Origin of the sequence: Catellatospora methionotrophica (genome assembly GCF_011297335.1) — a bacterium.
Lineage (GTDB): Bacteria > Actinomycetota > Actinomycetes > Mycobacteriales > Micromonosporaceae > Catellatospora > Catellatospora methionotrophica.
The window spans coordinates 54,630-81,069 of record NZ_JAAOTJ010000001.1 but is presented as its reverse complement, the minus strand read 5'-3'; the positions used below and the strand labels follow the sequence as shown (position 1 = coordinate 81,069).

Below are 26,440 nucleotides of genomic sequence, written 5' to 3'. Positions count from 1 at the left end.
GGGGCTGTCTGCGACACCGGCAAGAGCCGCGTGCCGGTGCTGGGTGCTCAACGCTGGTCGCGGCAACCCCGACTGGATCGCCACCACCCCGCGGGAGGCGTTCTTCCTGCTCGGCCCGTTCAGCATCGCCGAGTCCCGCCGCGACCGAGACGAGTGGGACGGCGTCGGCGGTTCACCCCGCCGCCACGGCGGTGCAGCAGGCCACGGGCAACTCCACCCCGCTCATGAGCTACACCATCGTCTACGCGCTGTCCACGTGGTGCTGCCCCTGCGGGGGCCCATCGTGGTGGCCATGGCCAGCGATCTCCCGACGGCTCCGGGTTCGGCGCTCTCGCGTCGACTGCCCGCTCGGCATCCGACTGCCGGCGGCTACAGTCGTTATCGAAGTACGCCGATCGATTGAAGGGGCCGGCCGTGCCGCAAAACGTCACATTCGACCTGCCGTTTCCGCTGCGGACCAGCCCGCACCTGGAGCACGCACGCGCAGCCAACCTCAGCTGGGTACGCGAGCACCGGCTCGTCGACGGGCCGGACGCGACGGACTGGTACGGCAGCTGGGACATGGCCGGCCTGGCCGCGCTGGGCTACCCGCATGCCCGCGACGCCGGGGCACTCACCCTGTGCGCCGATGTCATGGCGTTCTTCTTCCTCTTCGACGACCAGTTCGACGGGCCGCTCGGTCGTCGGCCCGACGAGGTCGCGCGCACCTGCCAGACGTTCATCGACGCCGTACACGAACCCCGGTCCACGCGCGGCGGCAACCGCTGCCTGCGGGCGTTTCGTGAACTGTGGGAACGCAGCCTGGACGGCACCGGTGCCGGGTGGCGGGCGCGCGCCGCCCACGAGTGGGAGTACTACTTCGCGACCTACGCCCATGAGGCGATCAACCGGTGCCGCGGCCTGCCCGCCGATATGGAGAGCTTTCTCGAGGTCCGCCGCGGCATGTCCGGCACGGGAGTGCCCGTGTCGCTGGGGGAGCGGGCCGCCGGCATCGACGTGCCGCCCGCGGCGTTCCACAGCCCGCAGCTGCGGATCATGCGCACGATCACCGTCGACGTGACCTTGATGTGCAACGACGTGTACTCCCTGGAGAAGGAGGCCGCACGCGGCGACATGGACAACTTCGTCCTGGTCGTCGCGCACGAGAACGCGCTGTCACGCGCCGATGCGGTCGAGCGGACACGCCGGGCGGTCGGCGAGCGCACCGCCCGGTTCCGGCAGCTGGCCGACGAGGTGCCCCAGATGGGCACGGCGCTGGGCCTGACCGCGGCGGAGCAGGACACCGTCCGGATCTACGTCGAGGTCATGGCCGCCTGGATGGGCGGTTATCACGAGTGGGAGACGCGGACTCTGCGCTATCTCACCGCGGACGACGTCGTCCCGGCCTCGAAGCCCGGCTACCTGGAGGCGCTGCTGTGACCGAGCCCGCAGACGCACTCGCTCACCCACGGCTTCCCCTGCCGGTTCCCCTACGACGGTGAAGTGCCGGTCGACGGGGTGCCAGAGGGCGGCGAGCTGCCCGTTCCGTGCGCCCACCGGTCGCGTCCGGCCGGTCAGCGCGGGCGTCGACCGGCCACGGACTCCTCCAGCAGGTCTGCGGCGGTCACCGCACCGTCGACAGCCCGGATCTGCGCGCCCAGCCGTGCCGCCGCGGCCCGGTGCGGACCGTCGGCCAGCAGGCGCTCGATCGCGGCCCGGATCACGGCCGGTGGCGCGGACCTGCTTACGACCAGTCCCGCGCCCTGCTCGGCGACCGCGCGCGCCACGAGCGGCTGATCGGCCAGCGGTGACATGGGCATGAGTACCAGCGGCAGGTCGTGGGCCAGGGCCTGCATCGTGGTGGCGTGGCCGCCGTGCCCGACGACCAGCTGGACGTGCGGCAGCACCTGGCTGTGCGGCAGGTACTGGTGCACTTCCACGTTGGCCGGTGCCGTCAGGTCGGCGGGTCGGACACCGTGCCCGGTCGTGAGCACGACGCGTACCGGCAGGTCGGCGACCGCCTCCACGATCGAGCGCAGCGTGCGGGTCTGGCCGACGTAGTAGATGCTGCTGAGACTGACCAGGATCGCCGGAGTGCCGCCCGCGGCGGGCGGCACCGGGACCGGCGGCACGGCGGTCCACACGGGGCCGGTGTAGCGGGCGTTGGCGGCCAGCCGCGTGCCGGGTGCGAGCTCGGCGAGCGTGGCCACCAGTTCGAGTTGCGCGCCGCCCCACAGGCGTCGTGGTGACAGGCCCAGCAGCCGCCCGGCCTTGCCGATCGGTCCACGGTCCAGGCCGCGGTCCAGGTATTCGGGCAGGGTGTGGGTGAGCGTCACCTGGTGCACATCCGCCAGCTGGGCGCCGTGGATGGCGCCGAGCATCATGCAGTCGACGACGGCCACCTCCGCCGGTTCACGGCGCAGGCTCTCCCGGACCTCGGTGATGCCGCGCCGGTCGGTGCACAGGCGCAGGTACTTCCACGCCCATGCCGGCGTGCTCGCGGGCGCTGACGCCGACCACCGCGTGGCGTGCCGGTACGGCTCGAACGGCAGGCCCGCGGCCTGCACGGCGGCCTGCTGCTGGGCGTGCCCGAGCACCCGGACACGGTTGCCGCGGCGCTGGAGCTCCGCGGCGATGCCCAGGGCCGGCGGCACGTTGCCGCCGCCGTCCCAGGTGACGAACAGGTATGAGGTCATCGTCGGTCTCCCAGGATCGCGGTGACGAGCTGCCGGACCCGGTCCTCGGCGGTGGCGCGGGCCAGGCCGAGATCCAGGACGAGCAGCCGCCAGGTGTACAGGTCGGTGGCGACCACCAGCAGGTCGGTGACCGCGTCGTCGTCCGGGCCGGTGGCGAACACGTGGCGCACCCACGCGCGGTGCAGTTCGCGGCCCTGCGCCGTGGCCGCGAGCGCGTCGGCAGTGTCCAGGCCGAGCAGGCGCAGCATGGCCCGCCCCCAGCGTTCGTAGTGGTCGAACAGCACGGTGACGGCGGTGTCGGGATCGCCGGGCGCGGCGGCGCGTTCGGCGGCGACCTGGTCGCAGGCGTGGCCGATCGCCGCAGCGAACAGCCCCTGCCGGTCGCCGAAGTGCCGCAGCACGGTCTGCACGCTGACGCCCGCGGCCCCGGCCACTTCGCCGAGGGTGAACTCGACCGAGCCCTGCTCGCGTACGACATCGACGGTGGCGTCGAGGATCGTCCGCCGGGTCTGCTCGGTCGCCGCGGCTCGAGCTGTCTGCACGTAGGCGCGGTTCACCCGCTGAGTCAATCGCTCTCTCAATTTCATGTCAATAGCATTGACATGAAATTGGGCACCGTTTCCTATGGCAGCCGGAGGTTCGAAACGGTTGTCATGCGGGCAGCAACCTGGCACGCGCGTAAACTGTTGCGGTGGCGCAGGGCTGGCGCACATCTGATCGGAGGACGCCCGCGGTGAATCTGTCATTGGCGACCAGGCCGGGCCGGGGATGTGTTGTCGTGCAGTTGGGCGGAGAACTCGATCTGGCCACCGACCCGGACCTGCGGCAGGGCTTGCATCAGGTTCTGCAGGACGGCGCCCGCGTCGTGGTGCTCGACCTCACCGACGTGGCGTTCCTGGACTCGACCGCGCTGGGCACGATCGTGTGGCTGCACGAACAGCTGCAACCCCGCAACGGGCACGTTCGTGTCGCTGTGACTCGGCCGCTGGTCCTCAGGGTGATGGAGCTGACCTCGGTGGACCGCCTCGTCCGGATCTATGACACCGTTGCGGCGGCCGAAGCCGACCTGGCCGCCTGAGGCCCGTTCTACCGTTCACCGCTGGCGCGGGAGGTGTCCGCACCGGCAGAGCTGCTCCGCAGCCGTCCGTGGCTCCCGTACCAGTCGATGATGAGCAGCGTGGCGTCGTCGGACAGCGTGGGCCCGGCCACCCGCAGGACCGCGTCGGCCAGCACGCGGGTGACCTCGCGGGGGTGCAGATCCACGGCCTGCAGCAGGGCGGCGGTCAGGTCCAGGTCTGCGGCCTCGCGCTCGCGCATCCCGTCGGTGACCATGACCAGCCGGTCGCCCGGCAGCAACGCCACCTGCCCGCTGTCGAAGGTCGAGCCGGCCACCATGCCCAGCGGGAAGTTGCGCGGCAGCGCCAACGGCGCCACCCGGCCGTCGCGGACCAGCAGCGGCGGCAGGTGCCCGGCGTTGACCACCGCACACACGCCGGTGGTCAGATCGACGCGGCCGAGCAGTGCCGTGATGAAGGTGCTGCCGGTGCGGGCGTGCTCGGACACCGCGGCACTGGCGACCTCAGCCTGCTCCACCAGGCTCAGGCCCCTGCGCCGGCTGTTGCGCAGGCTGCCGACGCCCAGCGTCGCGGTCAGCGCACTGGCGACCCCGTGGCCCATCGCGTCGGTGACGCTGAAATGCAGCACGTCACGGGCCAGCGAGTAGTCGAACGTGTCCCCGCCGACGCTCGCGGCCGGCTCCAGCCATCCCGACAGGGTGAACGCGCCGGCCTCGCAGGTGAACGCCCCCGGCAGCAGGCGGCGCTGGATCTCCGCCGACAGGTTGAACGGTGTGGTCCGCTGACCCCACTCGAACAGGTCGGTGTGCCGCCGGCTCGCGATCACCACGAAGCCCAGCAGGTGCGCGGTCCGGCCGATCTCCGCCAGCGCACGGGCGTCCGGCTCGTCGGGCAGCACCAGTTCCAGCAACCCGATCGCGTCACCGCGTTCGGTGACCGGCGCCAGCACGGTCCAGCCCCCGTCGCCGGCCAGCACCCGCGGCGTCTGGGTGCGCAGCGCCTGCTCCTGCTCGCCGCCGTCGAAGGGAATGAAGGTCGCCTGCTCGACCCCGTCAGACCCGGCCGACGCCCCGCCGGCTCGCCCCGGCACGTGGGCCAGCCGGACCAGCGCCCGCCCGCCAAGGTCGGCGATGAGGAACGACACTGATCGGGCGGACAGCGCCTCGCCCAGCTCACGCGTGACGGCCTCCAGGGCATCGACGGGAGCCGCGTCCTCGACCGCCTCCAGCGCCGCAGCCACCATCGACGTACCGCCGCTGAGATCCACCCCCGAATCATACGGGCCGCCGGACCGCCAGACCGGCGCTGGGCTGGCCGGCGAGGCGCTGCTGAGAGATCCATCCGGCACGGTTTGAACAGTGGTCGCCGTCGGTACGCATACATCAGTACCATCGCAGATCAGGTTCACCGGGCAACCCTTCGCGAGCGCTGGTCGGGTGTGGACCGGGTTCTCTCGCTAATTTGGTGGCCTCCGTCGCCTGCAGGGTGATGACGACGGTCGGAGAGGCGTATGCAGCAAGTAGCAGAACCGTTCAAGCCTGCTCCACCACACACGCCGTCAGCCGGCTTCGACAGCGCCGGCGACCTGGCGGCGATGCGCCGGTTCGCGTATCAGGCAGCGGTTACCGGCGGCCTGGACGATGACCGGGCCGCCGCGCTGGAGATCGCCGTCAGCGAGATCGCCACCAACACCCTGCTGCACACCCACGCGGGTGGCCTGGTGCGGGTCTGGCACGACGACGCTGGCCTGCTGATATGCGAGATCATCGACTCCGGTACCTTCCGCCGGCCGCAGCCGCAGGCGCACGCGAAGGGCGGGGGATGGGGACTGGACCTCGCCGGTGAGCTCAGCGACGGCTTCTTCCTGCACAGCGAGCAGGGCCGCTCCGTGTGGCGGCTCACCTTCCGTCTTTGACCGATCCCATCGCCGATCCGCGCCGACGCACCGGCAACATGGTCGAGAACCCGACCGACTTCACGCAGGTGCTCCTCTGCCTGGCCCTGACCGCCGTCGCCGTCGCCCACGGTCCTGATCGCTCAGCGCAGCGCCTGGGCCGGCGTGGCGACCGGATGCGCCACCGGCCTCGGACTGTGCTGGCTGCTGGGCGAGCTCGCCCAGCGACGCCTCGACGAACGCTGGCGGAGCTGCTACAGCTGATGCGGGCCTCTCGCTGGCCGCGACCGGACTCGTCCTCGCCCGCAAGGCCCCCAAGCAGGCAGCCTGAGCCGACGCCCGTGCGCAGGTGGGCCAGTCGGTCGCTGCCGATTCAGCGGCCCGCCTACGCACGGCTTCCGCCACCCCGTACGCGCCTGGTATCTTCTCGGCTCCATCGATGGCAGCCATTGCTATGACGCGAACGGCGGTGACCGGCCGCCGCGGACTCCCACACGTGTCGGCTGCCGACGCCGAAGGGAATGTGATGGTCCGCAGAACCGCAGTAGCCGCTCTGGTGCTGTTCACCGTCGCCGGCACGGCAACACCCGTGCTGGGCGCCCCCGTCCCGGCGGCGCTCGCGCCGGCCGTGCTGAGGGACCCGGGGCCCGGGTTCGAAGACAAGTACGTCGTCGTCCTGCGCGACGGGGCCGCCCCCCAGGCCGCCGAGCAGGCGGCCGTCGGCAACGGCGGCGTGATCAACCACCGCTACGCGACAGCGCTGCACGGGTTCGCCGCCACGTTGAACGCCACCGCGCTGGCCGCGGTGCGCCGGGAACCCACCGTCGCCTCCGTCCAGCAGGACGCCATCGCGACCGCCGCCGAGTCGGCGGCCAGCTGGGGACTCGACCGCATCGACCAGCGTGCGCTGCCGCTCGACGGCCAGTACCAGTACACGGCCACCGGATCCGGAGTCCACGCCTACGTGCTCGACAGCGGCATCCGCAAGACCCACCAGCAGTTCGCCGGACGGGTCGGCAACGGCTGGGACTTCATGGAGAAAGACGCCGACCCGCAGGACTGCAACGGTCACGGCACCCACGTGGCAGGCACCGTCGGCGGCAGCAGCTTCGGCGTGGCCAAGCACGTCACCCTGCACGCCGTCCGGGTCCTCAACTGCGAGAGCGCCGGAGCGATGTCCATCGTGCTCGCCGGAGTCGACTGGATCGCCGCCAACGCCGTCCGGCCGGCCGTGGTCAACATGAGCCTCACCTGCCGGTGCGTCTTCCCGCCGCTCGAAGACGCGGTACGGGCCTCGATCGCGAGCGGGATCACGTACTCCGTCGCGGCGGGCAACGACGGTGCGGACGCCTGTGCCGTCACCCCGGCCCGGATAGCCGAGGCCGTCACCGTCGGCGCGACCGACCGCATGGACCGGCGGGCGGTGTTGACCAACGGCGGACCATGCCTGGACGTCTACGCCCCGGGCGAGGACATCACCTCCGCGTCCATCTCCGGCGACACCGCCAGCGAGGTCAAACACGGCACCTCGGTCGCCGCGCCGCACGTGACGGGCGCGGCGGCGCTGTACCTCCAGTACCACCCGTACGCGACACCACAGCAGGTGCGTGATGCCATCGTCGGGCAGGGCACCCCGATCGGAACGTCTGCCGTCCTGCTGCACACGCTGTTCCCGCTGCCCCGGTTGGCGGCACGCAGCGACTTCGACGGCGACGGGCGCACCGACCGCGCCGTGTGGCGGCCCGGCGACGGCACCTGGCACATCCCGCCGACCGCGAGCGCTGGCTCCTACCGCATCGTGTGGGGCAGCCCTGGCGACCGTATCGTGCCCGGCGACTACGACGGCGACGCCAGGACCGACGCGGCGGTCTTCCGCCCCTCGACCGGCACGTGGTGGATCAGGCGCAGCTCCACGGCCACGGCTGACATCGTGGCCTTCGGCCAGGCCACCGACGTCACGGTCGCGGAGGACTTCGACGGCGACCGGCGCACCGACATCGCGATCTGGCGGCCGTCGGACGGCATGTGGTGGATCCGGCGCAGCTTCGACGGCGCGGTCCGCGCGGTGCAGTTCGGTCGTACCGGCGACGTGCCCGTACCGGCCGACTACGACGGTGACGGCAGAGCCGACCCGGCCGTTCACCGGCCGTCGGAGAACGCCTGGTACCTGTTGCGCTCGACGGACGGCGCCACGGTCCGCCAGAGCTTCGGCAGCACCGGGGACCGGCTGGTCCCGGCGGACTTCGACGGTGATCGCCGGGCCGATCTGGCCGTGTGGCGGGCCTCGGACGCGACGTGGTACATCAAGCCGGGTTCCGGTGGCGGCTTCTACGGCATCCGGTTCGGCCAGTCAGGCGACCGGCTCGTGCCGGGGGCGTACCTCGGCGGCGGCGTCACCCTGCCGGCGATCACCCGCCCGGACAACGGGTCGGCCGTCTGGTACGTCCGCAGCGGTGGCGGTGCCGTGGACATCCTCACGTTCGGGCTCGTCAGCGACCTCCCGGTGGCGAGCGGCTACCTGCCCGGCTGACGCCGCATCCGGCCGGCCCGTCGTCGTGGCGGGCCGGCCGGATGCGACGTTCCCATCAGATGATGCCGCGCTTGTCGGGCCAGGGCGAAGGCGTCGGGTCGAACGCGGCCTGCGGTTCGGCGGCAGGCCAGGACCCGGCCGGTCGATCCGCGGGGACCGTCGGGTCCGGCTCGTCGAAGATCTCCGCCCACTGACCCTCCAGCGGCGCGGGCGTCACCTCCGGCGGCAGACCGGATCGCCGTGCGCGCCGGTCGCGCCACAGCTGCTGGGCGCGGCCGCCGACCTGCCGGGCGCGGTCGGCGGTCTGGCCGCCGAGCTCCCGGGCACGCTGGGCGCCCGCCTGGCCGATCGCCTGCGCCTGCTGTGCGGCCTGCGAGTTCAGCGCCTGCTGCACCGGCGCGCTGCGGGCGAGCCGGTCGGCACCGTCCTTGGCCGACTGTGCGACCGTTGCCGCGACGTCTGCCGTCTTCGCCTTCACCTGCTGCACCGGGACGCTGCGGGCCAGCGTCGCCGCGCTGTCGCGGGCCCGCAGCGCGGCCTGTCCGGCGCCGGTCACCGCCTGCTGCACCGGGGCGCTGGCGGCCAGCGTAGCCGTGCCCTCGAAGGCCATCTGCGCGGCGACCGCTGCCGCGTCTGCTGCCACGGTCGCGGCGTCGGAGGTGCGGCGCGCCGCGATGGCGGCCGCGTCGGAGGTCCGGCGGCCCGCCGCGGCGGCCGCCTCGGAGGTACGCCGGGCGAGGACGGCCGCGCGGGCGGCGGCGTCCGCGTACACCGTGGTGCGCACGATGGCGGTTCCGGTGACGCGATCGATCAGGGTGCGCCGGCGTACGCCCACGGCGCCGACGAGGTTGAGCCAGAACGCGGCGATCGCGGCCGCCCACAGCGCCAGCCCGACGATGCGCGGCCCGGTGATGACGAGCACGAAGGCGACGGCGAGCAGGCCGGTCTCGAGCAGGGTGGTGCAGAACGCCCGGCCGACGGCGCGCCCGGCCCCCAGGCGTGGCTGCCCGGCGGCGGCGACCACCCGCGTATCAGTGATCATCTTCCCGACCGTCCGGCCCCACCAGCTCAGCATCGCCGACAGGTAGAGGAACTGCAGCAGCGGGACGGCGAGGATCGCGGCGAGCAGCGGGCCGGTCACGCTGCTCCAGAAACTGGAGGTGATCTTGCTAAGCCCCGCGCCGCTTCCCGTGACCAGGTCCAGTGCCGTCTCGGCGGCGGTAGCGCCGGCAGAGCCGGCCAGCCCGTTCACGACGCTGGTCAGCCCGAGGCCGACGAGGACGACTCCGGGTACCATGACGATCGTGTAGTCGATGAGCCACCCCGTGCTGCGACGCAAGGCCGTCGGCGCGGGCGCGGCCGCGGGAAGCTGCGCATCCGGATGATCGAGGCTTGTCACATCGCCCTCCATAAGTGAACAGCCAGTCTAAACGCGACATTCGGCGGCTGTCTCGGCGAACTGTCGTGACCTCATGGCGGAGGCGATCGCGCCACTCGGGCCCGCTGGCAGAGGCGATCGCCGCGAAACGCCGAAGTACGGCGTCGCTGACGGGCACTCCGGATGACCCGCGTCCAGCGCCTGCTGCGGTACGCCCAGCGTGGTGAGGCCCTGGTGGGTGACCGCGACGCCGACCCACATCTCGCCCAGCGGGCCGATGCTGTCGGCGGCCGAGGTGACCACGTTCGCGCAGCGGCGCATGATCGGCTGGCGGCCCGGCCCCCTGCTGGATGAATCTCTACAAATTCCATATGCGTAGTAGGATTATGCGGTCCTCATCGGACGATCACGACCACCCTCAGGAGTCGTCTTCGTGACCATGTCTCGCCGCATCGTGCCGTTCGCGGCGCTCAGCGTGCTTCTCGCACTGACCCTGCCCGGCACGCCCGTGGCCGCCGGGCCCCCCGAGTTCGTCCCCGCGGCCCCGCAGAACCCGGCTACCGCCCCCGCCGGCGGTGCCAGCACACATGGCGACAGCGCCTCGGCCAAGACCTTCGCCCAGCCCGGCCCGGCGGGCGCGCCGGTGACCGTGACCCGCGCGACCCTGCTCGCGGCCTGCCCGACCCTGCTGCACGGCGGTGACGGGCAACTGCTCGCACTGTGCACCGACGTGCTCGGCCAGAACCCGGCAGTACACCTGCTCGACCGCGCCACCGGCAACTCCCTGGCCCGGCTGACCATCGCCAAGGGCAATCTGCTCGGCGGCGTCTACGCCTACCTCGACGACACCGACCGGGTCGTGGTCGTCGACGGTAACCGTGACCTGCTCCGCATCGAGCACCGCCGAGGCCTGTTCGGCATCTGGACGCTGCGCGTGGCCGAGAAGACGTCGCTGGCCGCTGCTGTCGCCGCCGACGACTCCGTGGTGGGCGTGCTGGCGGGCTACGACCGGCGGGTCTGGTTCATCACCGCGGCGGGCACCGTCGGGGTGTACGACCCGGCGACCGGCGCGGTGAGCGCCTACCGGCTGCCGGCCGGCGAGCGTATCGCCAACAGCCTGTCCACGGTCCCCGGCGGTGTCGCGGTCACCAGCGACCATGCCCTGTACCTGTTCGACGCCGGGGCCGCGGGAACTCCGGCGCTACGCTGGCGGCACGCCTACGACCGTGGGCCGACGCGGAAACCCGGCCAGCTCAGCTGGGGCAGCGGTGCGACTCCGGTCTTCTTCGGACCGGCCTCCGGCACCGAATACGTCGTCATCACCGACAACGCCGCACCGCACAGCAACCTGCTGGTGCTGCGCGCGGCCGACGGCGGCCTGGTGTGCTCGCGTCCGCTGTTCACCGGCCGGGCCGCCAGCGGCACCGAGAACGCGCCGGTCGCCGCCGGGCGCAGCGTCTTCCTGACCAACACGTACGGCTACAACTACCCGGCGCTGCCGCCGGACGCGGGCCCGAGCGTGCCGGACGACGCCGACTTCACCGGTGGCCTGGTCCGCGTCGACGTGCGCGCCGACGGCACCGGCTGCGACCAGGTGTGGGAGACCACGACCCGGTCGGCGGCGCTGCCCCGGCTGTCCACCGCCGACGGCAAGCTCTACACCGCCGTGCAGGAAGGCCTGCTGGGCGAGCTGGACCCGTACTACTTCGCCGCCGTCGACGCCCGCACCGGCGCGGTGTCGGACCAGGCGCTGCTCGGCTCGGTGCTGGTCAACCCGATCCAGACCGCGGGCACGGCGCTGAACCGCGTCTACTACCAGGGCACGGTCACCGGCGTACTGCGCATCGCCCGGTCCTGACCGCCGGCGGCGGGCCGCGCCTCAGCGGCCCGCCGCGAGCACCCGCTCCAGGAACTGCCGCGTACGCGGCTCGCGAGGCCCGCCGAGCACCTGCTCGGGTGGGCCCTGCTCCACGATGCGCCCGCCGTCGAGGAAACGGTCACCGGCACTACTGCAGCCCGGTGCGCACAGACGTGATGCGCTGGGTGTTGAAGCCGAGCCAGTGCATCCGGCCGACGTACCGGGCGTGCTCGATCTTGAGGCAGCGGTCCACCACGAGATCGAGCCCGCCGTCGGCCGCGACGGCGTTGCCCTCGTCGTTGACGACCCCGAACTGGCACCACAGCGCCCCGGCCCCGATCCGCACGGCCTCGCGGGCGACGCCGGGCAGCGCGTCAGGCGCGCGGAACACGTTGACCAGGTCCACCGCCACGGGCACGTCGAGCAGGCTGGGGTAGCACGTCTGGCCGAGGATCCGCGTCTCGCGGGGGTTGACCGGGATGACCTGGTAGCCGTGCCGCTGCAGGTAGTAGCCGACGAAGTAGCTGGCCCGCAGCTCGTTGCCGGACAGGCCGACGACCGCGATCGTCTTCGCGCGGTGGATCACCTGCTGGATCGTCGCCGGGTCCTGGTATCGGCTGAGGTCGCTCATGCCGCCACCGCCGTGCCGAGGTTCGCCGTGACGCTCGCGAAGCCCTGCTCCAGGTCCCAGACCAGGTCGTCGACCGACTCGGTGCCCACCGACAGCCGCACCGTCCCGGCGCTCACGCCTGCCGCGCGCAGCTCGGCGTCGCCGAGCTGCCGGTGCGTGGTGCTCGCCGGATGGATGATCAGGCTCTTCGCGTCGCCGACGTTGGCCAGGTGGGACCACAGCGTCACGCCGCGGATGAAGTCCTGCCCGCCGTCGCGGCCCCCGGCGCAGTCGAAGGAGAACACCGCCCCCGCGCCCCGCGGCAGGTACTTGCGCACCAGTGGCTCGTACCGGCTGCCGGGCAGCCCGGCGTAGGTCACGTTCGCGGCCAGTTCGTGCGAGGCCAGGAACTCTGCGACGGCGCGGGCGTTGCCGACGTGCCGGTCCATCCGCAGCGACAGCGTCTCCAGCCCCTGCAGCAGCAGGAAGGCGTTGAACGGTGACAGCGCCGCGCCGAGGTCGCGCAGGGTCTCCGCGCGCAGCTTCATCAGGTAGCCGTACATGCCGAAGGTCTCGTGGAACTGCAGTCCGTGGTACGCGGGCGACGGCTGCGCGATCACCGGGAAGCGCCCGTTGGACCAGTCGAACGTCCCTGCCTCCACGACCACGCCGCCGATGCTGGTGCCGTGGCCGCCGATGAACTTCGTCGCAGAGTGGATCACGATGTCGGCGCCCCACTCGATCGGGCGGCACAGGTACGGCGTGGCGAACGTGTTGTCGACGACCAGCGGCAGCCCGTGCTCGTGCGCGATCGCCGCGACGGTCTCGATGTCCAGCACGTTGCCGGCCGGGTTGCCGATCGTCTCGGCGAAGAACGCCTTGGTGTTCGGGCGGACCGCGTCCCGCCAGGCCTGCGGGTCGTCGGGGTCCACCCACGCCAGTTCGACGTTCATCTTGCGCAGCAGGTGCTTGAACTGGTTGACCGTCCCGCCGTAGAGCGCGCTGGAGGAGACGACGTGGTCGCCGGGTTCCAGCAGCGTGAACAGCGCGGCGGCCTGCGCGGCGATGCCGCTGGCGAACGCGACCGCGCCGCAGCCGCCTTCGAGGTTGGCGACGCGCTCCTCGAACACCGCGACCGTCGGGTTCATGATGCGCGAGTACGTGTTGCCGTACTCCTGCAGGTTGAAGTAAGCCGCCGCCGACTCCGGGTCCTCGAACACGTAGCTGGTGGTCTGGAAGATCGGCACGGCGCGCGCGCCGGTGTTCGGGTCCGGCCGCTGCCCGGCGTGCAGCTGCCGGGTCTCGAATCCGAACGCGCGGTCCTGCTCGGTGCGGGGGAGTCTGCTGGTCACTCGTGCCTCTTCCTCGGCGTCGATGAGTCGGCTCCGGCTCCGGTCAGGAAGTGCCGGATGACGGGGGTCTGGCGCGCTTCCTCCAGCAGGAAGCTGTCGTGGCCGTGCGGGGCCTCGATCAGGTGGTACTCGACGGGCTTGCCGAGCGCGCGCAGCGAAGCGGCGATCTGCTCCGAGGCGGCCGGCGGGTACAGCCAGTCGGAGCTGAACGCGATCAGCAGCGTGCGGGCCAGGACGCCGCCGAGCGCCCGGTCGAGCGAGCCGCCGCCGTGCTCGCGGGCCAGATCGAAGTATGTCAGGGCGCGCGAGGTGTACAGGTAGGTGTTGGCGTCGAAGCGTTTGACGAAGGTGTCGGCCTGGTGGCGCAGGTAGCTCTCGACCTCGAACTCCGGTTCGGTGATGGTGTGCCGGATGTCGTCGGCGAACTGCAGCCGCCGCCCGAACCGGTCCTCCAGCGCGGGCGCCGACAGGTAGGTGATGTGCCCGACCATGCGCGCGACGCCCATGCCGGCGTCGGGTTGCCGCCCGGTGCCGTGGTAGTGCCCGCCCTGCCAGGCCGGGTCCCGCATGATCGCGTCGCGGGCGATGGCGTTCCAGGCCACGCCCTGCGGGTGCAGGGCGGGTGTGCTGGCGATGACCACGATCGCGTCGACCTGGTCGGGGTACCGCACCGCCCACTGCAGTGCCTGCATGCCGCCCAGCGAGCCGCCCGCGACAGCCGCCAGCCGGGTGATGCCGAGCTCGTCGAGCAACGCGCGCTGCGCGCGGACCATGTCCGCGACGGTGATCACGGGAAAGTCCGTTCCGTACGGTGCGCCGGTCGCGGGGTCGGTCGAGGAGGGGCCGGTGGTGCCGCGGCAGCCGCCGAGCACGTTGCTGGACACGACGAAGAAGCGGTCGGTGTCGAACGCCTTGCCGGGGCCGATCATCCCGTCCCACCAGCCCAGTGCCTTGCCTGCCGCACCGTCGCGGGCCTCGGCGGCGAATCCGTCGCGGGTGCCGGCCTCCGGCGGCGTGGACGCGAGGCCCGCGGCGTGGGCGTCCCCGCTGAGTGCGTGGCACACCAGGATGACGTTGTCCCGTTCGGGTGACAGGACGCCGTAGGTCTCGTAGGCGATCCGGACCGGATGCAGTTCGCGCCCGCAGTCCAGCGGGACCGGCCGGGGCAGGTCGACGTGTCGCGTCTCGGTGCTGCCGACGGACCCGGCGGCGACCGTCGCGTTCGGGCCCACGGGCGCGATCATGTCTGTTCCTCCGTGGCGGTCGATGTTAATGTCGGTCTCTCCGATAGGAATTGTAGGGTAAAGATCGAGAGGGGCACCACCCATGACCACCGTCGACAACGGCGTGAACGTCCAGGCACTGCTCGACGCCCGCGGGGCGCTCAAGGACGCCCCCGACGCGGCCCAGTTCACCTGGCGGGCCACCTCGACCTGGCGCAACGGCGTGCACAGCACGACCCGCATCCAGAACTTCTTCGGCCTCGGGCAGGAGCAGAGCCACAAGACCGAGACGGTGTTCGACGCCGACCACCCGGCCGTCTTCGCCGCCGAGGACAACGGCATCACCCCGATCGAGTACCTGCTCGTCGGCCTGGCCTCCTGCCTGACCGCGGGCGTCGCCTCGGTGGCGCAGAACCGCGGCATCCAGCTCCGCTCCGTCGAGTCGACGGTGGAGGGCCAGCACGACATCCGGGGCATCCTCGGCGTCGACAGCGACGTCCGCAACGGCTTCAACGACGTCAAGGTGACCTTCACGATCGACGCCGACGCCTCCCAGCAGGAGATCGAGGCGCTGGTGGCGCAGTCCCAGAAACGCTCCGCCGTCTTCGACGCCCTCACCAACCCCACCAACGTGACCGTCGCGGTCGCCTGAGCAGGGCAGAGTCATCGAGCGCGTCACCACGGTCGTCATCGGCGCGGGGCACGCGGGCCTGGCCGCGAGCCACTTCCTCAGCGAGCGCGCGATCGACCACGTCGTGCTCGAACGCGGCGAGGTGGCGAACTCCTGGCGCCGGGAACGCTGGGAGTCGCTGCGGCTGCTCACCCCCAACTGGCAGAGCCGCCTTCCGGGCCTTCACTACGACGGCCCGGACCGCGACGGCTACATGTCGATGCGCGAGGTGATCACGTTCATCGAGCGCTTCGCCACGGTGTCGCGCGCTCCGGTGCGAACCGCCACGGAGGTCCTGTCACTGTGCCGCGTCGACGGCGGGTACCAGCTCGCCACCAGCGGCGGTCCGATCCGGTGCCGGGCGGTGGTGATCGCCACCGGCGCCTGCAACGTGCCGGTGGTGCCGTCGGTGCGTGAGGCCGTGCCGGACTCCGTCACCCAGCTGACCCCGTTCGACTACCGCTGGCCCGACCTGCTGCCGGACGGGGGCGTGCTGGTCGTGGGCGCGTCGGCGACCGGCGTGCAGCTGGCCGACGAGCTGCGCCGGTCCGGCCGGCCCGTGGTCCTGTCCGTGGGGGAGCACGTGCGGCTGCCGCGCACCTACCGCGGGCGCGACGTGCTGTGGTGGATGGACGCCTGCGGCGTATGGGATCAGCGCCACGACGAGGTCGACGACCTCGACCGGGCCCGCCGCCTGCCCTCGCCGCAGCTCATCGGGACACCCGAGCGGCGCACCCTCGACCTCGACGCGCTCTCGGCGTCGGGCGTCGAGCTGGTGGGCCGATTGGCGGGACTGCGGGACGGCCGTGCGCTGTTCTCCGGCGGGCTGCGCAACGTGGTCGCACTGGCGGACCTGAAGCTGGACCGGCTGCTGGACACCTTCGACGAGTGGGCCGGTACGACAGGTGTGGACGGCGCGCCCGAGCGGTTCCCGCCCACACGGCTGGCTGACTCGGCCCGGTTGCAGCTCGACCTGACCCGTGGTGAGATCCGCACGATCGTCTGGGCGACCGGATACCGGCCGGACTACAGCTGGCTCGACGTGCCCGTGCTCGACGGCAAGGGCCGGCTCAGGCACCACGGCGGGGTCGTCGACAGCCCGGGGCTGTACGCACTGGGTCTGCCCCTGCTACGGCGGCGGCGGTCCACCTTCATCCACGGCATCGAGGACGACGCCCGCGCCGTGGTCGACCATCTCGCGGGCCATCTGGCTGCCCGCCTCTGACGACCTGGCGTCCGGCGCGCGCAGACGGAGGGGTACGGGCCCGTCGCGGCTCCGGTTGGCTCGGCGCCGCGTCGGGGGGCCGTCAGGCGGCGATGCCGTCGGCCGGGCGGTCGTAGTGCCGGTGCGCCGCGATGGCAGTGGTCAGGTTTGGTATCGGAGCGACTAGACCACGGTTCGGCGGGGTACTGCCACCGGATGCCATTGACCAGATCGTTGAACGAGTCCGTCGTCGTGATCACAGGTGCTTCCAGCGGCATCGGCGCCGCCACCGCGCTGACCCTCGCGGGCCGGGGCGCCCGGATCGTGCTCGCCGCCCGCAGCCCGCACGGGCTCACGCAGATAGGGCAGCGGTGCCGGCTGCGTGGCGCGCGGGTGTTGGAGGTGCCGACCGACACCGCCGACCCCGATGCGGTGGAGCGACTCGCGGCAGCCGCCGAGGCCGAGTTCGGGCGCATCGACGCGTGGGTCAACAACGCCGGGGTAGCCGTCTACGGGCGGCTGCTCGACCTGCCGCTGGACCAGGTGCACCGCACTGTCGACGTGGACGTCTTCGGCTACCTGCACGGCGCGCGGGCCGTCGTGCCGCGGCTGCGCACCGCTGGGGGAGGGGTGCTGATCATGGTCGGTTCGGTGCTGTCGGAGATGTCACTGCCGTTTCTGGGCGCGTACTCGATGGCCAAGCACGCGGTGCAGGGGATGGCCGACGCGCTGCGGCAGGAGCTGATCGCCGACGGCGAGGATCGCATCTCGGTGTGTACGGTCCTGCCGTCGTCGGTTGACACACCGCTGTTCGCGTGGGCTGCCAACTACATGGGCCGCGAGATCATCCCGCCCCGTCCGATGGGCGCTCCCCAGCGCGTCGCCGATCGCATCGTGCGTCTGCTGGAGCACCCGCGCCGGCAGAGCCTGGTCGGCCCCGCCGCCGCGACGGTGGCCTGGTCGTGGCGGCTGGCTCCGGCGGTCGCCGAGCGGTTACTGGTCTGGTACGGCCAGACCGCTCAGTTCGGGCCGCCGACGCCACCGTGGGAGGGCAACCTCGTCAACCCGGTCGAGCAGCCCCGGCGTGTCGACGGCGGACGCCGGGTGCCGCTGGCCGCCCTGGCCGGCATACCGGGCGTGGCGCTGTCGCAACTGCGCCACCGACTACGTCTACGCGACCGGCTGAGTCACGTCCACGCCCTGCAGTGGACCGGGCGCTGAGGGGTTCCCGTGTCTCCCGCGCGTTCGGCTCGGCGGGCCACGTCGCCCGCCGGATGCGAACCGAAGGTTTGCCCGCTGGGACGGCGGGAACTTCAACCCCGATCAAGCGCGCGAGGCGACGCCTGCGCGACGTCGGGACGGGAGCGAAATGACTAGCACGCACGATGATGACAGCGATGAGGCCCAGGTCGCTGAAAGGGCCTCCGCGCCGGACAAGCAGGTTGCGGGCGAGGAAGCTGCGCACCTGCAGCATGATCTCGCACAGCCGCCGGGGAGGTTCGCCGAGCCCGCCGATCAGGCCACCTCTGGTGAGGGTGCGGTAACCGCGCGCACCACGCCGGGCGACACCGGGGACATACCCACGGCGATCGCGGCGCCGGTAGACCCGCCGGATCACGAAAAAGGCCGCCACGCTGCTTGAACAGGTGCCACGGGCGCGATTAGGCCGGCACCGAGACGGGGACCAGAGCAGACATGTTCGCCCTCGTTCGTTCTTCCGGTGCCATGCATCGGTGCGCCGGGAGGACCGACTGTTTCGCGAACCGAGCGCACCGCCGGCCTGGCGCAGCTGCTCGGCGACCGGAAGATCCGGGTCAACATCGTCGCCCCCGGGCCGATCTGGACCTCGCTGATCTCGTCCACCATGCCGCCGGAGCAGGTCGAGGAGTTCGGCAAGAACACTCCGCTGGGCCGCCCCGGTGAGCCCAAGGAGGTCGCCCCGGTGTTCGTACTGCTGGCCTCCGACGAGGCGAGCTACATCTCCGGCGCGATGATCGCGGTGACCGGCGGAAAACCGATCCTCTGACAGGCTCCCCGCAGCCGACGCCGGCCGCAGGCCAACGTGCGCCACCGGGTCGACGACATCCTGCCACTGGTACTCGAAGCCCATGTGTGGTCGAACGGGTCGTAAGTGTCGATTGGCGCTTTGCCGCGTTTCGGTGAGTTCAGCGGGGGTACGCCACACCGGAATCGACCGGAAGCAGGTGGACATGAACGGCAATGGCAGGAACGTCGCCTTCCTCGTCGCGAAGGAGGGCATCGAGCAGGTGGAGCTGACCGACCCCTGGCAGGCGGTCCAGGACGCGGGGGCGACCCCGAAGCTGATCTCACCGGAGTCCGGCAGTGTGCAGGCATACCACCATCTGACGCCCGGAGACACGTTCTCGGTGGACCAGACAGCGGCCGAGGCCGACCCCGCGCAGTTCGCGGCGCTGGTGCTGCCCGGCGGCGTGCCCAACGGTGACCTGCTGCGCTGGCAGGAGCCCGCCCGCGACTTCGTACGTGGATTCCTCGACACAGGACGGCCGGTCGCGGTGATCTGCCACGGCGGCTGGATCCTGGTCGACGTCGACGCGGTGCGTGGACGCCGGATCACCTCGTGGCCGAGCATGGCCACCGACTTCCGCAACGCAGGTGCGGACTGGGCGGACGAGGAGCTGATCGTGGACGATACAGGCCCGTTCACGCTGATCAGCAGCCGTAAGCCGGATGACCTGCCGAGGTTCTGCGAGGAGCTGGTACGCCGACTCGACAAGATCTGAGCAGCGCTGGACGGCCGTCGGCGCGCGACGCGGTCCGGACTGACCGGGCGTGTGCCGCCGTCTGCCGCCTTGACCGCCGCCCGAACCGAGCGAGTTCGGGCGGCGGTCGGCGTCAGGCGTCTACATGACGTGGGGGAAGGTGCCCCAGCCATACCCGAGCTGCCGGGGCGCGGACAGGTTCACACCGTTGCGCGGGTAGTGCCACAGAACGCCGTTGCCATCGACGCCGAGCACGTCGGCCAGCCGGTCGCCGTTGAAGTCGCTGGCGTTGACGTGCATGAACGATGCCCATCCGCTGCCGATCTGCACCGGTGCGGCGAAGCCGAGCCCGTCGTGAGGGTAGTACCAGAGGTTGCCGCCGGCGTCGACGCCGATCACGTCGGCGACGCCGTCACCGTTCCAGTCGGCGGCGACGACGTGGCGGAAGCTCGCCCACCCGTTGCCGAGCTGGATGCGTGCGGACAGGCCGGTGCCGTTGTGCGGGTAGTACCAGAGCAGCCCTGCGGCGTCGACGCCGAGGACGTCGGCGGCTCCGTCGCCGCTCCAGTCCGCTGCCATGACGTGGCGGAAGCTCGCCCACCCGTTGCCGAGCTGGACGCGTGCGGACAGCCCTGAGCCGTTGTGCGGGTAGTACCAGAGCAGCCCTGCGGCGTCGACGCCGAGGACGTCGGCGGCTCCGTCGCCGCTCCAGTCCGCTGCCATGACGTGTTTGAACGTCGCCCAGCCGAAGCCGAGCTGCGTCGGAGCCGACAGCGTCAGGCCGTTGTTCGGGTAGTAGTACAGGTCGCCGGCGGCGTTGACGCCCAGCACGTCGGCCGCGCCGTCGCCGCTCCAGTCGGAGACGTGGTCACGGTTGGCGACCGGCGGCGGGCCCAGCCGCCCGAGGATCCAGTCGGTGGCGTGCTGCTGGACGTAGGCGGTGCTGTAGCTGCTGTTGTGGACCGTCGTGTCGGTGATGTCGTTCTGGCAGAACCTGTCCTTGGGGAAGCAGTAGGAGCGGATGCGTGAGCTGAACTCGCTCAGCTGTCCCGGGCTGCGGGCGAAGGTGCCGTTGTTCTGGCCCAGGCCGTAGTTGTAGGGCTCGCCTGCCCGGTATGACGGGTCGGCGAAGAAGACCACGGCCTTGATACGGGCTTTGGTCGCCGCGCTCAGGCCGGAGACCAGGGTGTCGCCGATGACGTGCGCGCCCTGGGAGTATCCGATGAGCACGTATCGCTGGCTGGGGCACGTCTGGGTGAACCATTCCAGGCGGGCCTTCAGCGCGGTCTTGCCGGCGTCGACGCTGAGGGGATAGATCGGAGCCACCGACGTGGCGGGATAGCGCAGCGCCTCGCGCCGCGCCCCGGTGGGCGCCTGTGTGACGGTGTAGCCGGTCGACAGGTCCGTGGTGCCGAATCCGCCGGTGTCCGAGGCGTACACCTGATCGTTGCTGTAGGCGCCCGGGGCCTGGTCGGTGCCGCGGATACCGATGACGATGACCGGCGCGCAGGTCAGCGGGCTGCGGGTGGCCTGCGCAGGGGTGGCGTCGAGCGCGACCAGCGCGCAGGCGGTCACCAGCAGCGCAGCCGCCGAGCGTAGGCGACTGTGGAACGGCAGTGGCATCAATGGTCCTCGCATAGTCGGGGGGCCCGTCGCGCGCCGGCCGCGCCGACGGCGCGGGCACCGTAGAACGACCGGCATACAACCCGTATACATTCGGCTGGGCGCGTTACTGGGGACCTGATGCTGCCGAGCTGGGCGCCTGGCCGGGTGCTACGGCTTGGGTCGCGTGAGCCGGTCCCACAGGGGCAGCACGACGGCCCCGAAACCGACCGCCAGCACCACGCCGTAGAGGTTCTGCATGATGCGCAGCCAGAAGGTGTCGCGGATCTCGGACTGGCCGGCGGTGCCGTAGAGGATCATGGTGAGGGCGATGAACGCCGTGGCCAGCGGTGTGATGTAGCGCCGGCTGGTGCCCGCTCCGATGACGCCGACCAGGAACACGCCCGTGACGGCCGCTATCAGTGGCGGTGACGGGTACCAGCCCAGGACGGCGTAGGCGGTCGCGGCACCGGCGATGGTGGCCAGGGCTCGGCCGATGCCACGAGAGGTGAGCAGGCCGACGTCGGGTCGCATGACCAGCAGCACGGCGGCTGCGGCCCAGCCGGGATGAGGCAGCGACAGGGCCAGGGAGCTGGTGGCGGCGATCGCGGCGGCCAGGCCGAGCACCACCCCGTAGCGGGCTGCGGCTGCGCGGTCGGGAAACGGCGGCGGCCCGGCGGCGGCCGGGGCGGGCCGGGCGGGCCAGGCCAGCGCGAGCAGCCAGCTCCACAGCGAGCCGAGCCCGATGACCACGGCCAGGGTGAGCGCTTCACCTGGCCGCGGGATGCTCAGCCCGATGGCGACGGCGGGCACGACGAGGTTGAGCAGCAGCACGCCCCAGCGGTGCCGGGCCGCGGCCAGCGCGGCGAGCAGCGCGATCGCGAACAGTGCCACCACGGCGAGCACCGGTTGCCGGCTGAGCACCGATCCGATGATCATGCCGATGCCGAAAGCGGCGCCGATGACGACGGCCAGCACGCGTCCGCGGCGAGCTGGGGTGATGCCCACCAGCGCGGCCGGTAGGACGCCGATCGCCGCGGCGGCGCCGGGCACCACGTGCCCGGTCGCGATGAGCGCCACCGCGGGCGCGACGATGAGCGCGGCGTGGACGGCGTTGCGCCACTTCCACCCGCTCGCAGGCCGGTGGCCGGCACCGGGAGCAGGGACGGCGGCTGCTGCGTTCATCGGGCTGTCAGCGCTTGGCGGGGGCCGCAATGCTGAGCTCGTGCAGCGCCGGCGTACACAGCACGCTCAGCATCAGACTTCGGCCTCGCTCATGTGTGGCCTCCGTTGCCATGCGCGTCACTGACACGCACCTCGATCGCGAAACCTTCACGTTAGCGGCAATAGGCATTAAAGGGCGGATTTACACGGTGTGGCTGTCACTCGGCGCGAACCAAACGCAGGTCACGTCCACCCGCCCACCGCCAAATAGCTTCCGGGCTGGCCGACGCTCGTACCGTCCAGTGCCGCTGTCGTGCGGTTGCCAGCTGGGTCCGCCGGGTACGGCGTGCTCATGCACCTTGCCGAAGGGGATCCGACCGTCGATGCACAGAGGCTCGGCCTCACTGATGACCGCCTGCTCACCAGCACGGCCGGCACCGCTACAGCGGTGATCTTCACGGATGGGCGTCGTGATCCTCATCGCGAACTTTCGGCGCCGATCTCCCGTTCGATCTGGCCGTAGGCGACGTGGAAGGTTGGTGACATGGATGGACGAATCTCCTTGTCGCGGCCACGACCGTGACGCCGAGTTCGAAACGATCTTACGGTGCCGACTGCTGTATCCGGTCTACCAGCCGATCGTCGTCTTGGCGACCGGCAAGGTCGCCGGTTACGAGGCGCTGATCCGGGGACCGGCCGGCTCGGCGTTCGAGTCCCCGGCGGCACTGTTCGGGCAGGCCCTGCGGACCGGCCGCCTGGGAGAACTGGACTGGGCCGCGCGAGCCATGGCATTTCGCCGGGCGCTGCAGGCAGGGCTGCCGTACGAGATGCCGCTGTTCGTCAACGTCGAGCCGGCCACCTTGCGGACCCGCTGCCCGTCTGACCTGACCGCCTCGATCGACGCCGGCGCCGAGCGCCTGCAGGTGGTCGCGGAGGTCACGGAGCGGTTCCTCGGCGCGGATCCGGCGGCGCTGATGATGCTGATGGCCCGGGTACGCGGCCGCGGCGCACGAATGGCCCTGGACGACGTCGGATCCAATCCGGCCAGCCTGGCGCTCATGTCGCTGCTCAATCCCGAGGTGATCAAACTGGACCGCGGCATCGTCCAGCACCCCGACACCACCGTGGCGGACCAGGTGGTCCGGGCAGTCCGGGCGCAGTCGGCGCGGACGGGCGCGATCGTGCTCGCCGAAGGCATCGAAACGCCGCACCACCGCGCGACGGCCCTGGCCATGGGCGCGACCCACGGCCAGGGCTGGCTGTTCGGCCGCCCCGGCCCACTACCGGCCCGGCATGAACCACCCGGCCCGTACCTGCCCCGCGGCACCTGGCCCAGCGCCAGGGACGCGACCCCGTTCGAGATCGTCAACGGCCACCGCGACGCGACCCGCGCGACCAAGCAGACGCTGATCCCCGTGAGCACCCGCCTGGAGACCATGGCCTCCCGCGCCCCCGAAGCCATGGTCCTGCTCGCGGCGTTCCAGCACGACGCCCACTTCGGGGCACGTGTGCGCGCCCGGTACACGGCGTGGGCCGACGATGGGGCGTTCATCGCGGTGTTCGCCCACGGCATCACACCCGGCCCGGCCCCGAGACTGCGCGGCGTGCCACTGGCGGCAGACGATCCGCTGGTCGGCGAATGGACGCTGATCGTCATGGACAGCTACTTCGCCGGCGGGCTGCTCGCCAGGGAACTGCCCACCACGGCCGGCAGCGAACTGCACCGGCAGTTCGATGCGATCGTCACCTACGACCGGGCGCTGCTGGCCGAAGCAGCTCACAGCCTGCTGGAGCGGCTGGACCGACAGCCATGAGGTGAGCGGCCCGAGGCGCGGTCAGCGCGGGGGAGGGGAGCGCGTCGGGTGTCACGCCAGGCGTGTCGGCCGGAAGCGGGTGATGTTGTCGCCGATGCCCAGGGCGTACGTGTCGTTGGCTCCCCAGCAGTAGCCGGAGCCGCTGCTGACCCCGCAGGTGGTCCCGGAGCCCGAGCTGAGAAACTGCCATGGACCGTCGATGACGCCGACGGGGGTGTCCCGGTCGTCGAAGTCGCCGAGGCCGAGCTGTCCCCTGTGATTGCTTCCCCAGCACAACCGGGTCAATCCACGGGTGCCGCAGGTGTGGAAACTGCCCGGCGCGATCTGGTTCCAGCCGGTCGAGGTTCCGACCTGGGTCGGCACCTCCCGCCGCAGGACGCTCGCCCCCAGCCCCAGCTGGCTGCTTTCGTTGGTGCCCCAGCAGTGCAGGCGGGTGGCCGTGTCGATGCCACAGGTGAAATGCGAGCCGACCTCCAGAGCGAACCACCCGGTCTCGCCGAGCAGCCGGGTCGGCGAGTCGCGAGGGGTGAAGTCGCCGACCCCGAGCTCGCCGTGGATGTTCCAACCCCAGCAGTACCGAGTGCCGTCGATCTTGAGGCCGCAGGCGTGGAAGGCCCCGGCCGACACGGTGGACCAGTTGAACTGGCTGCCGGTCTGCGTCGGCAACAGGCGGTCGGTGCTGTCGCCGACGCCGAGTTGGCCGTGGGAGTTCTCTCCCCAGCAGAACACGCCGCGGTCCGCGCGGACTCCGCAGGTGAAGCCGCTGCCGGCCGACAGCGACAGCCAGGCGGATTCGCCGACGACGCGGCGCGGCCCCGTCCGCATGGTCTGATCGCCCAGCCCTAGCTGCCCGGAGTCGTTGTCACCCCAGCAGTACCGGGTGCCGTCGATTTTCAGTGCGCAGGTGTGGATCGCCCCCGCCGCGACCGAATCCCAGTTGCTCTGGCTGCCGACCTGAGCCGGGGTGGTGCGCCGCTCGGTGCCACCGACGCCGAGCTGGCCGTCGACGTTGTCACCCCAGCACCACAGCGTACGGTCGGCCCGTATCCCGCAGCTGTGGCGATACCCGGCCGACAGCTGTATCCAGGTCGTCGCCGCCGACGCGGGTGTGGCCGGGACGACCACCGCGATCGCAGCGCCGAGGATCGTCGCGAGCACCGCGGCCAGCCTGCCGCGCAGTCGGTGCCGCCGGGCAGAAGACGCGGCTACAGCGGACAGGGGTGTCATCCGTCCATTGCAGAATCCGCCGTCTGGCAAGTCAAGCGCCACGACGGATCTGGTCGATCCGCAGGGGACCACGAGGTGGCCGGATGAAAGTTTCATCAGCGGGAGCACCCGAGTGGGCGGCGAGGCCGGCGGGATACGGCTCAGCCTGTCGAAGAATTTTTTCTTCTTCGATCGATTGTCTGAGGTAGACAACCTTCGGACCCGGCTTTACTTTAAAGTGATGGTGATGAATCTATTTGTGCGGGAGTCGGGAACGCCTGCTGCGCCGTGGAAGTGCGGTGGCCTGTCCTTACTGCTGGTAGCGAGCTTGGCCATGGTCTCGCCGACGGTGGCGCAGGCCACGCCGCGAAGCGACGCCACGGTGGTCGAGGCGGTCACCGAGCGGCTGCTCACCCAGGCCGGCGACTCGGCAGATCTCCGCGCGACTGCCGGCGACGTCCGGGTCACCGTCAGCCGCCGACATGGCGACTGGGCCTTCGGCACCGCCGTCCTGGTCGCACCACACACCGGCGACGCCCACCCGACCGGGTCCATCTTCCTGGCGCGTGTCGAAGCGGGCCGGTGGCGCATAGTGTTCGACGGCGAGACCGCCTTCGCCGCCCTGGCCGCACAGTCGCCGACGGTCACGCAGGCCGAGCGGCAGGTGTTCGGCACTCCCGGCCCGGCCCTGGCGGGCGGGGACCTCCGCACCGGAATGGCGCTGCCGTTCGCCACCGGGCAGACCTGGACGCTGTCGGGCGGACCACACGGCTGGGGCGGCGGCGAATCGCCGTTCAGCTCTGTCGACCTCGCCGGCGGCGACCAGATCGTGCGGGCCGCGCGGGGCGGCACCGCCTACACCATGTGCCAGGGATGGATCCGCGTCATCCACGACCGCGGCTACGCCACCGATTACTACCACCTGTGGAGCAACGTCTCCGTCGACGGAGCGGCCGTCGCGCAGGGGGCGTTCCTCGGATACACCGGCACCGACGTCACCTGCGGCGGCTCGGCGCTGGGTCGCCACGTGCACTTCGGGCTGCGCCAGAACGGCGCCTACGTTCCGATAGCCGACCACGGCATCGGCAAATGGGTGTTCGTCGGAGGGTCTGCCTACCAGGGTGGGGCCCGCCACGGATCGGCCTGGGCGGGCCCTGGCAGCGGCGTCTACAACTACGGTGTCCTCGGCTTCACCCAGGGGATCGTCGACGCGAACGGCGGCGGGACGCTCAACCGGCGCTCGGGCCCCGGCAGCGGCTACGCCGCCGTCGGCTCGCTCAGCGACGGCGCGACCGTGGGCATCTCCTGCTCGGCGAACGGAACCACCCACACCGGCCGGTACGGCGCCACCGCGCTGTGGAACCGCCTCACCGACGGAACGTGGGTGTCCGACGCGTTCCTGTGGACGGGCGTGAGCGGCGCGGTCAACGGCTGGTGCTGACT

General features: G+C 71.5%; 23 protein-coding genes. 13 read left to right on the top strand and 10 right to left on the bottom strand.

The window, feature by feature from the left end:
- The first annotated feature begins 414 nt into the window (after window positions 1-414).
- Complete coding sequence (locus tag HAV40_RS00435; RefSeq protein WP_166377833.1) at window positions 415-1,419, top strand: terpene synthase family protein; 1,005 nt, start codon at window positions 415-417, stop codon at window positions 1,417-1,419.
- 134 nt (window positions 1,420-1,553) lie between these two features.
- Here HAV40_RS00435 and HAV40_RS00430 read toward each other — a convergent pair whose 3' ends face one another.
- Both HAV40_RS00430 and HAV40_RS00425 read right to left on the bottom strand, forming a co-directional pair.
- Entirely contained in the window at window positions 1,554-2,675 is a 1,122-nt protein-coding gene (locus HAV40_RS00430; protein WP_166377831.1) for a glycosyltransferase, read from the bottom strand.
- Complete coding sequence (locus tag HAV40_RS00425; RefSeq protein ID WP_166377830.1) at window positions 2,672-3,232, bottom strand: TetR/AcrR family transcriptional regulator; 561 nt, start codon at window positions 3,230-3,232, stop codon at window positions 2,672-2,674. The genes HAV40_RS00430 and HAV40_RS00425 overlap by 4 nt, the downstream gene beginning before the upstream one ends.
- A 134-nt stretch (window positions 3,233-3,366) precedes the next feature.
- Between HAV40_RS00425 and HAV40_RS00420 the strand changes: the two genes are divergently transcribed.
- Window positions 3,367-3,753 (top strand): STAS domain-containing protein, encoded by a 387-nt coding sequence (locus tag HAV40_RS00420; RefSeq protein ID WP_166377828.1) that lies wholly within the window; start codon window positions 3,367-3,369, stop codon window positions 3,751-3,753.
- A gap of 8 nt (window positions 3,754-3,761) precedes the next feature.
- Here HAV40_RS00420 and HAV40_RS00415 read toward each other — a convergent pair whose 3' ends face one another.
- Window positions 3,762-5,018, bottom strand: coding sequence for a PP2C family protein-serine/threonine phosphatase (locus tag HAV40_RS00415; protein WP_239086206.1), 1,257 nt, complete (start codon window positions 5,016-5,018; stop codon window positions 3,762-3,764).
- Between the two features lie 243 nt (window positions 5,019-5,261).
- Between HAV40_RS00415 and HAV40_RS00410 the strand changes: the two genes are divergently transcribed.
- Both HAV40_RS00410 and HAV40_RS00405 read left to right on the top strand, forming a co-directional pair.
- On the top strand, window positions 5,262-5,666 hold the full coding sequence (locus tag HAV40_RS00410; RefSeq protein WP_166377826.1) for an ATP-binding protein: 405 nt from the start codon (window positions 5,262-5,264) through the stop codon (window positions 5,664-5,666).
- Window positions 5,667-6,171: 505 nt separating this feature from the next.
- Window positions 6,172-8,175 (top strand): S8 family serine peptidase, encoded by a 2,004-nt coding sequence (locus HAV40_RS00405; protein ID WP_166377825.1) that lies wholly within the window; start codon window positions 6,172-6,174, stop codon window positions 8,173-8,175.
- A gap of 55 nt (window positions 8,176-8,230) precedes the next feature.
- Here HAV40_RS00405 and HAV40_RS00400 read toward each other — a convergent pair whose 3' ends face one another.
- A complete protein-coding gene (locus HAV40_RS00400) occupies window positions 8,231-9,586 on the bottom strand; it encodes an RDD family protein (RefSeq protein ID WP_275413478.1) in 1,356 nt (451 codons plus the stop codon).
- A 400-nt stretch (window positions 9,587-9,986) separates the two neighbouring features.
- Between HAV40_RS00400 and HAV40_RS00395 the strand changes: the two genes are divergently transcribed.
- Window positions 9,987-11,411, top strand: a complete 1,425-nt coding sequence (locus HAV40_RS00395) for an NHL repeat-containing protein (RefSeq protein WP_203671255.1) — start codon at window positions 9,987-9,989, stop codon at window positions 11,409-11,411.
- A gap of 148 nt (window positions 11,412-11,559) precedes the next feature.
- On the opposite strand, the gene HAV40_RS00385 is transcribed toward HAV40_RS00395, so the two are convergent.
- Genes HAV40_RS00385 through metX form a run of 3 tightly spaced genes read right to left on the bottom strand, consistent with a single transcriptional unit; the run spans window position 11,560 to window position 14,617 of the window.
- Entirely contained in the window at window positions 11,560-12,042 is a 483-nt protein-coding gene (locus tag HAV40_RS00385) for a CoA-binding protein (RefSeq protein ID WP_166377821.1), read from the bottom strand.
- Entirely contained in the window at window positions 12,039-13,373 is a 1,335-nt protein-coding gene (locus tag HAV40_RS00380) for an O-acetylhomoserine aminocarboxypropyltransferase/cysteine synthase family protein (RefSeq protein WP_166377819.1), read from the bottom strand. Before HAV40_RS00380 ends, HAV40_RS00385 begins: the two co-directional genes overlap by 4 nt.
- Window positions 13,370-14,617, bottom strand: a complete 1,248-nt coding sequence (metX, locus tag HAV40_RS00375; protein WP_166377817.1) for a homoserine O-acetyltransferase MetX — start codon at window positions 14,615-14,617, stop codon at window positions 13,370-13,372. Before metX ends, HAV40_RS00380 begins: the two co-directional genes overlap by 4 nt.
- A gap of 82 nt (window positions 14,618-14,699) precedes the next feature.
- On the opposite strand from metX, the gene HAV40_RS00370 reads away from it, so the two are divergent.
- The 6 genes from HAV40_RS00370 to HAV40_RS00345 all read left to right on the top strand — a co-directional run bounded on the left by HAV40_RS00370 (window position 14,700) and on the right by HAV40_RS00345 (window position 19,232).
- Complete coding sequence (locus HAV40_RS00370; RefSeq protein WP_166377815.1) at window positions 14,700-15,248, top strand: OsmC family protein; 549 nt, start codon at window positions 14,700-14,702, stop codon at window positions 15,246-15,248.
- Between the two features lie 13 nt (window positions 15,249-15,261).
- Window positions 15,262-16,491 (top strand): flavin-containing monooxygenase, encoded by a 1,230-nt coding sequence (locus tag HAV40_RS00365; protein WP_166379986.1) that lies wholly within the window; start codon window positions 15,262-15,264, stop codon window positions 16,489-16,491.
- Between the two features lie 195 nt (window positions 16,492-16,686).
- On the top strand, window positions 16,687-17,691 hold the full coding sequence (locus HAV40_RS00360) for an SDR family oxidoreductase (RefSeq protein WP_275413477.1): 1,005 nt from the start codon (window positions 16,687-16,689) through the stop codon (window positions 17,689-17,691).
- 148 nt (window positions 17,692-17,839) lie between these two features.
- Window positions 17,840-18,112, top strand: a complete 273-nt coding sequence (locus HAV40_RS00355) for a hypothetical protein (protein ID WP_166377811.1) — start codon at window positions 17,840-17,842, stop codon at window positions 18,110-18,112.
- A gap of 78 nt (window positions 18,113-18,190) precedes the next feature.
- Window positions 18,191-18,496: an SDR family oxidoreductase gene (locus HAV40_RS00350; protein ID WP_308441025.1), complete on the top strand. Its 306-nt coding sequence runs from the start codon at window positions 18,191-18,193 to the stop codon at window positions 18,494-18,496.
- A 184-nt stretch (window positions 18,497-18,680) separates the two neighbouring features.
- Window positions 18,681-19,232: a type 1 glutamine amidotransferase domain-containing protein gene (locus tag HAV40_RS00345; protein WP_166377809.1), complete on the top strand. Its 552-nt coding sequence runs from the start codon at window positions 18,681-18,683 to the stop codon at window positions 19,230-19,232.
- A gap of 120 nt (window positions 19,233-19,352) precedes the next feature.
- Here the strand turns inward: HAV40_RS00345 and HAV40_RS37880 are convergent, their stop codons facing one another.
- Both HAV40_RS37880 and HAV40_RS00335 read right to left on the bottom strand, forming a co-directional pair.
- A complete protein-coding gene (locus HAV40_RS37880) occupies window positions 19,353-20,834 on the bottom strand; it encodes a cutinase family protein (protein ID WP_205694000.1) in 1,482 nt (493 codons plus the stop codon).
- Between the two features lie 150 nt (window positions 20,835-20,984).
- The gene (locus tag HAV40_RS00335; protein WP_166377807.1) at window positions 20,985-21,998 is read right to left on the bottom strand and encodes an FUSC family protein; all 1,014 of its coding nucleotides are present in this window, start codon (window positions 21,996-21,998) and stop codon (window positions 20,985-20,987) included.
- A gap of 527 nt (window positions 21,999-22,525) precedes the next feature.
- Here HAV40_RS00335 and HAV40_RS00330 point away from each other — a divergent pair.
- The gene (locus tag HAV40_RS00330; protein WP_166377805.1) at window positions 22,526-23,791 is read left to right on the top strand and encodes a sensor domain-containing phosphodiesterase; all 1,266 of its coding nucleotides are present in this window, start codon (window positions 22,526-22,528) and stop codon (window positions 23,789-23,791) included.
- Between the two features lie 51 nt (window positions 23,792-23,842).
- On the opposite strand, the gene HAV40_RS00325 is transcribed toward HAV40_RS00330, so the two are convergent.
- The gene (locus tag HAV40_RS00325; RefSeq protein WP_166377803.1) at window positions 23,843-25,018 is read right to left on the bottom strand and encodes an RCC1 domain-containing protein; all 1,176 of its coding nucleotides are present in this window, start codon (window positions 25,016-25,018) and stop codon (window positions 23,843-23,845) included.
- Window positions 25,019-25,331: 313 nt separating this feature from the next.
- On the opposite strand from HAV40_RS00325, the gene HAV40_RS00320 reads away from it, so the two are divergent.
- The gene (locus tag HAV40_RS00320; protein ID WP_166377801.1) at window positions 25,332-26,438 is read left to right on the top strand and encodes a peptidoglycan DD-metalloendopeptidase family protein; all 1,107 of its coding nucleotides are present in this window, start codon (window positions 25,332-25,334) and stop codon (window positions 26,436-26,438) included.
- The last annotated feature ends 2 nt before the right edge of the window (window positions 26,439-26,440 follow it).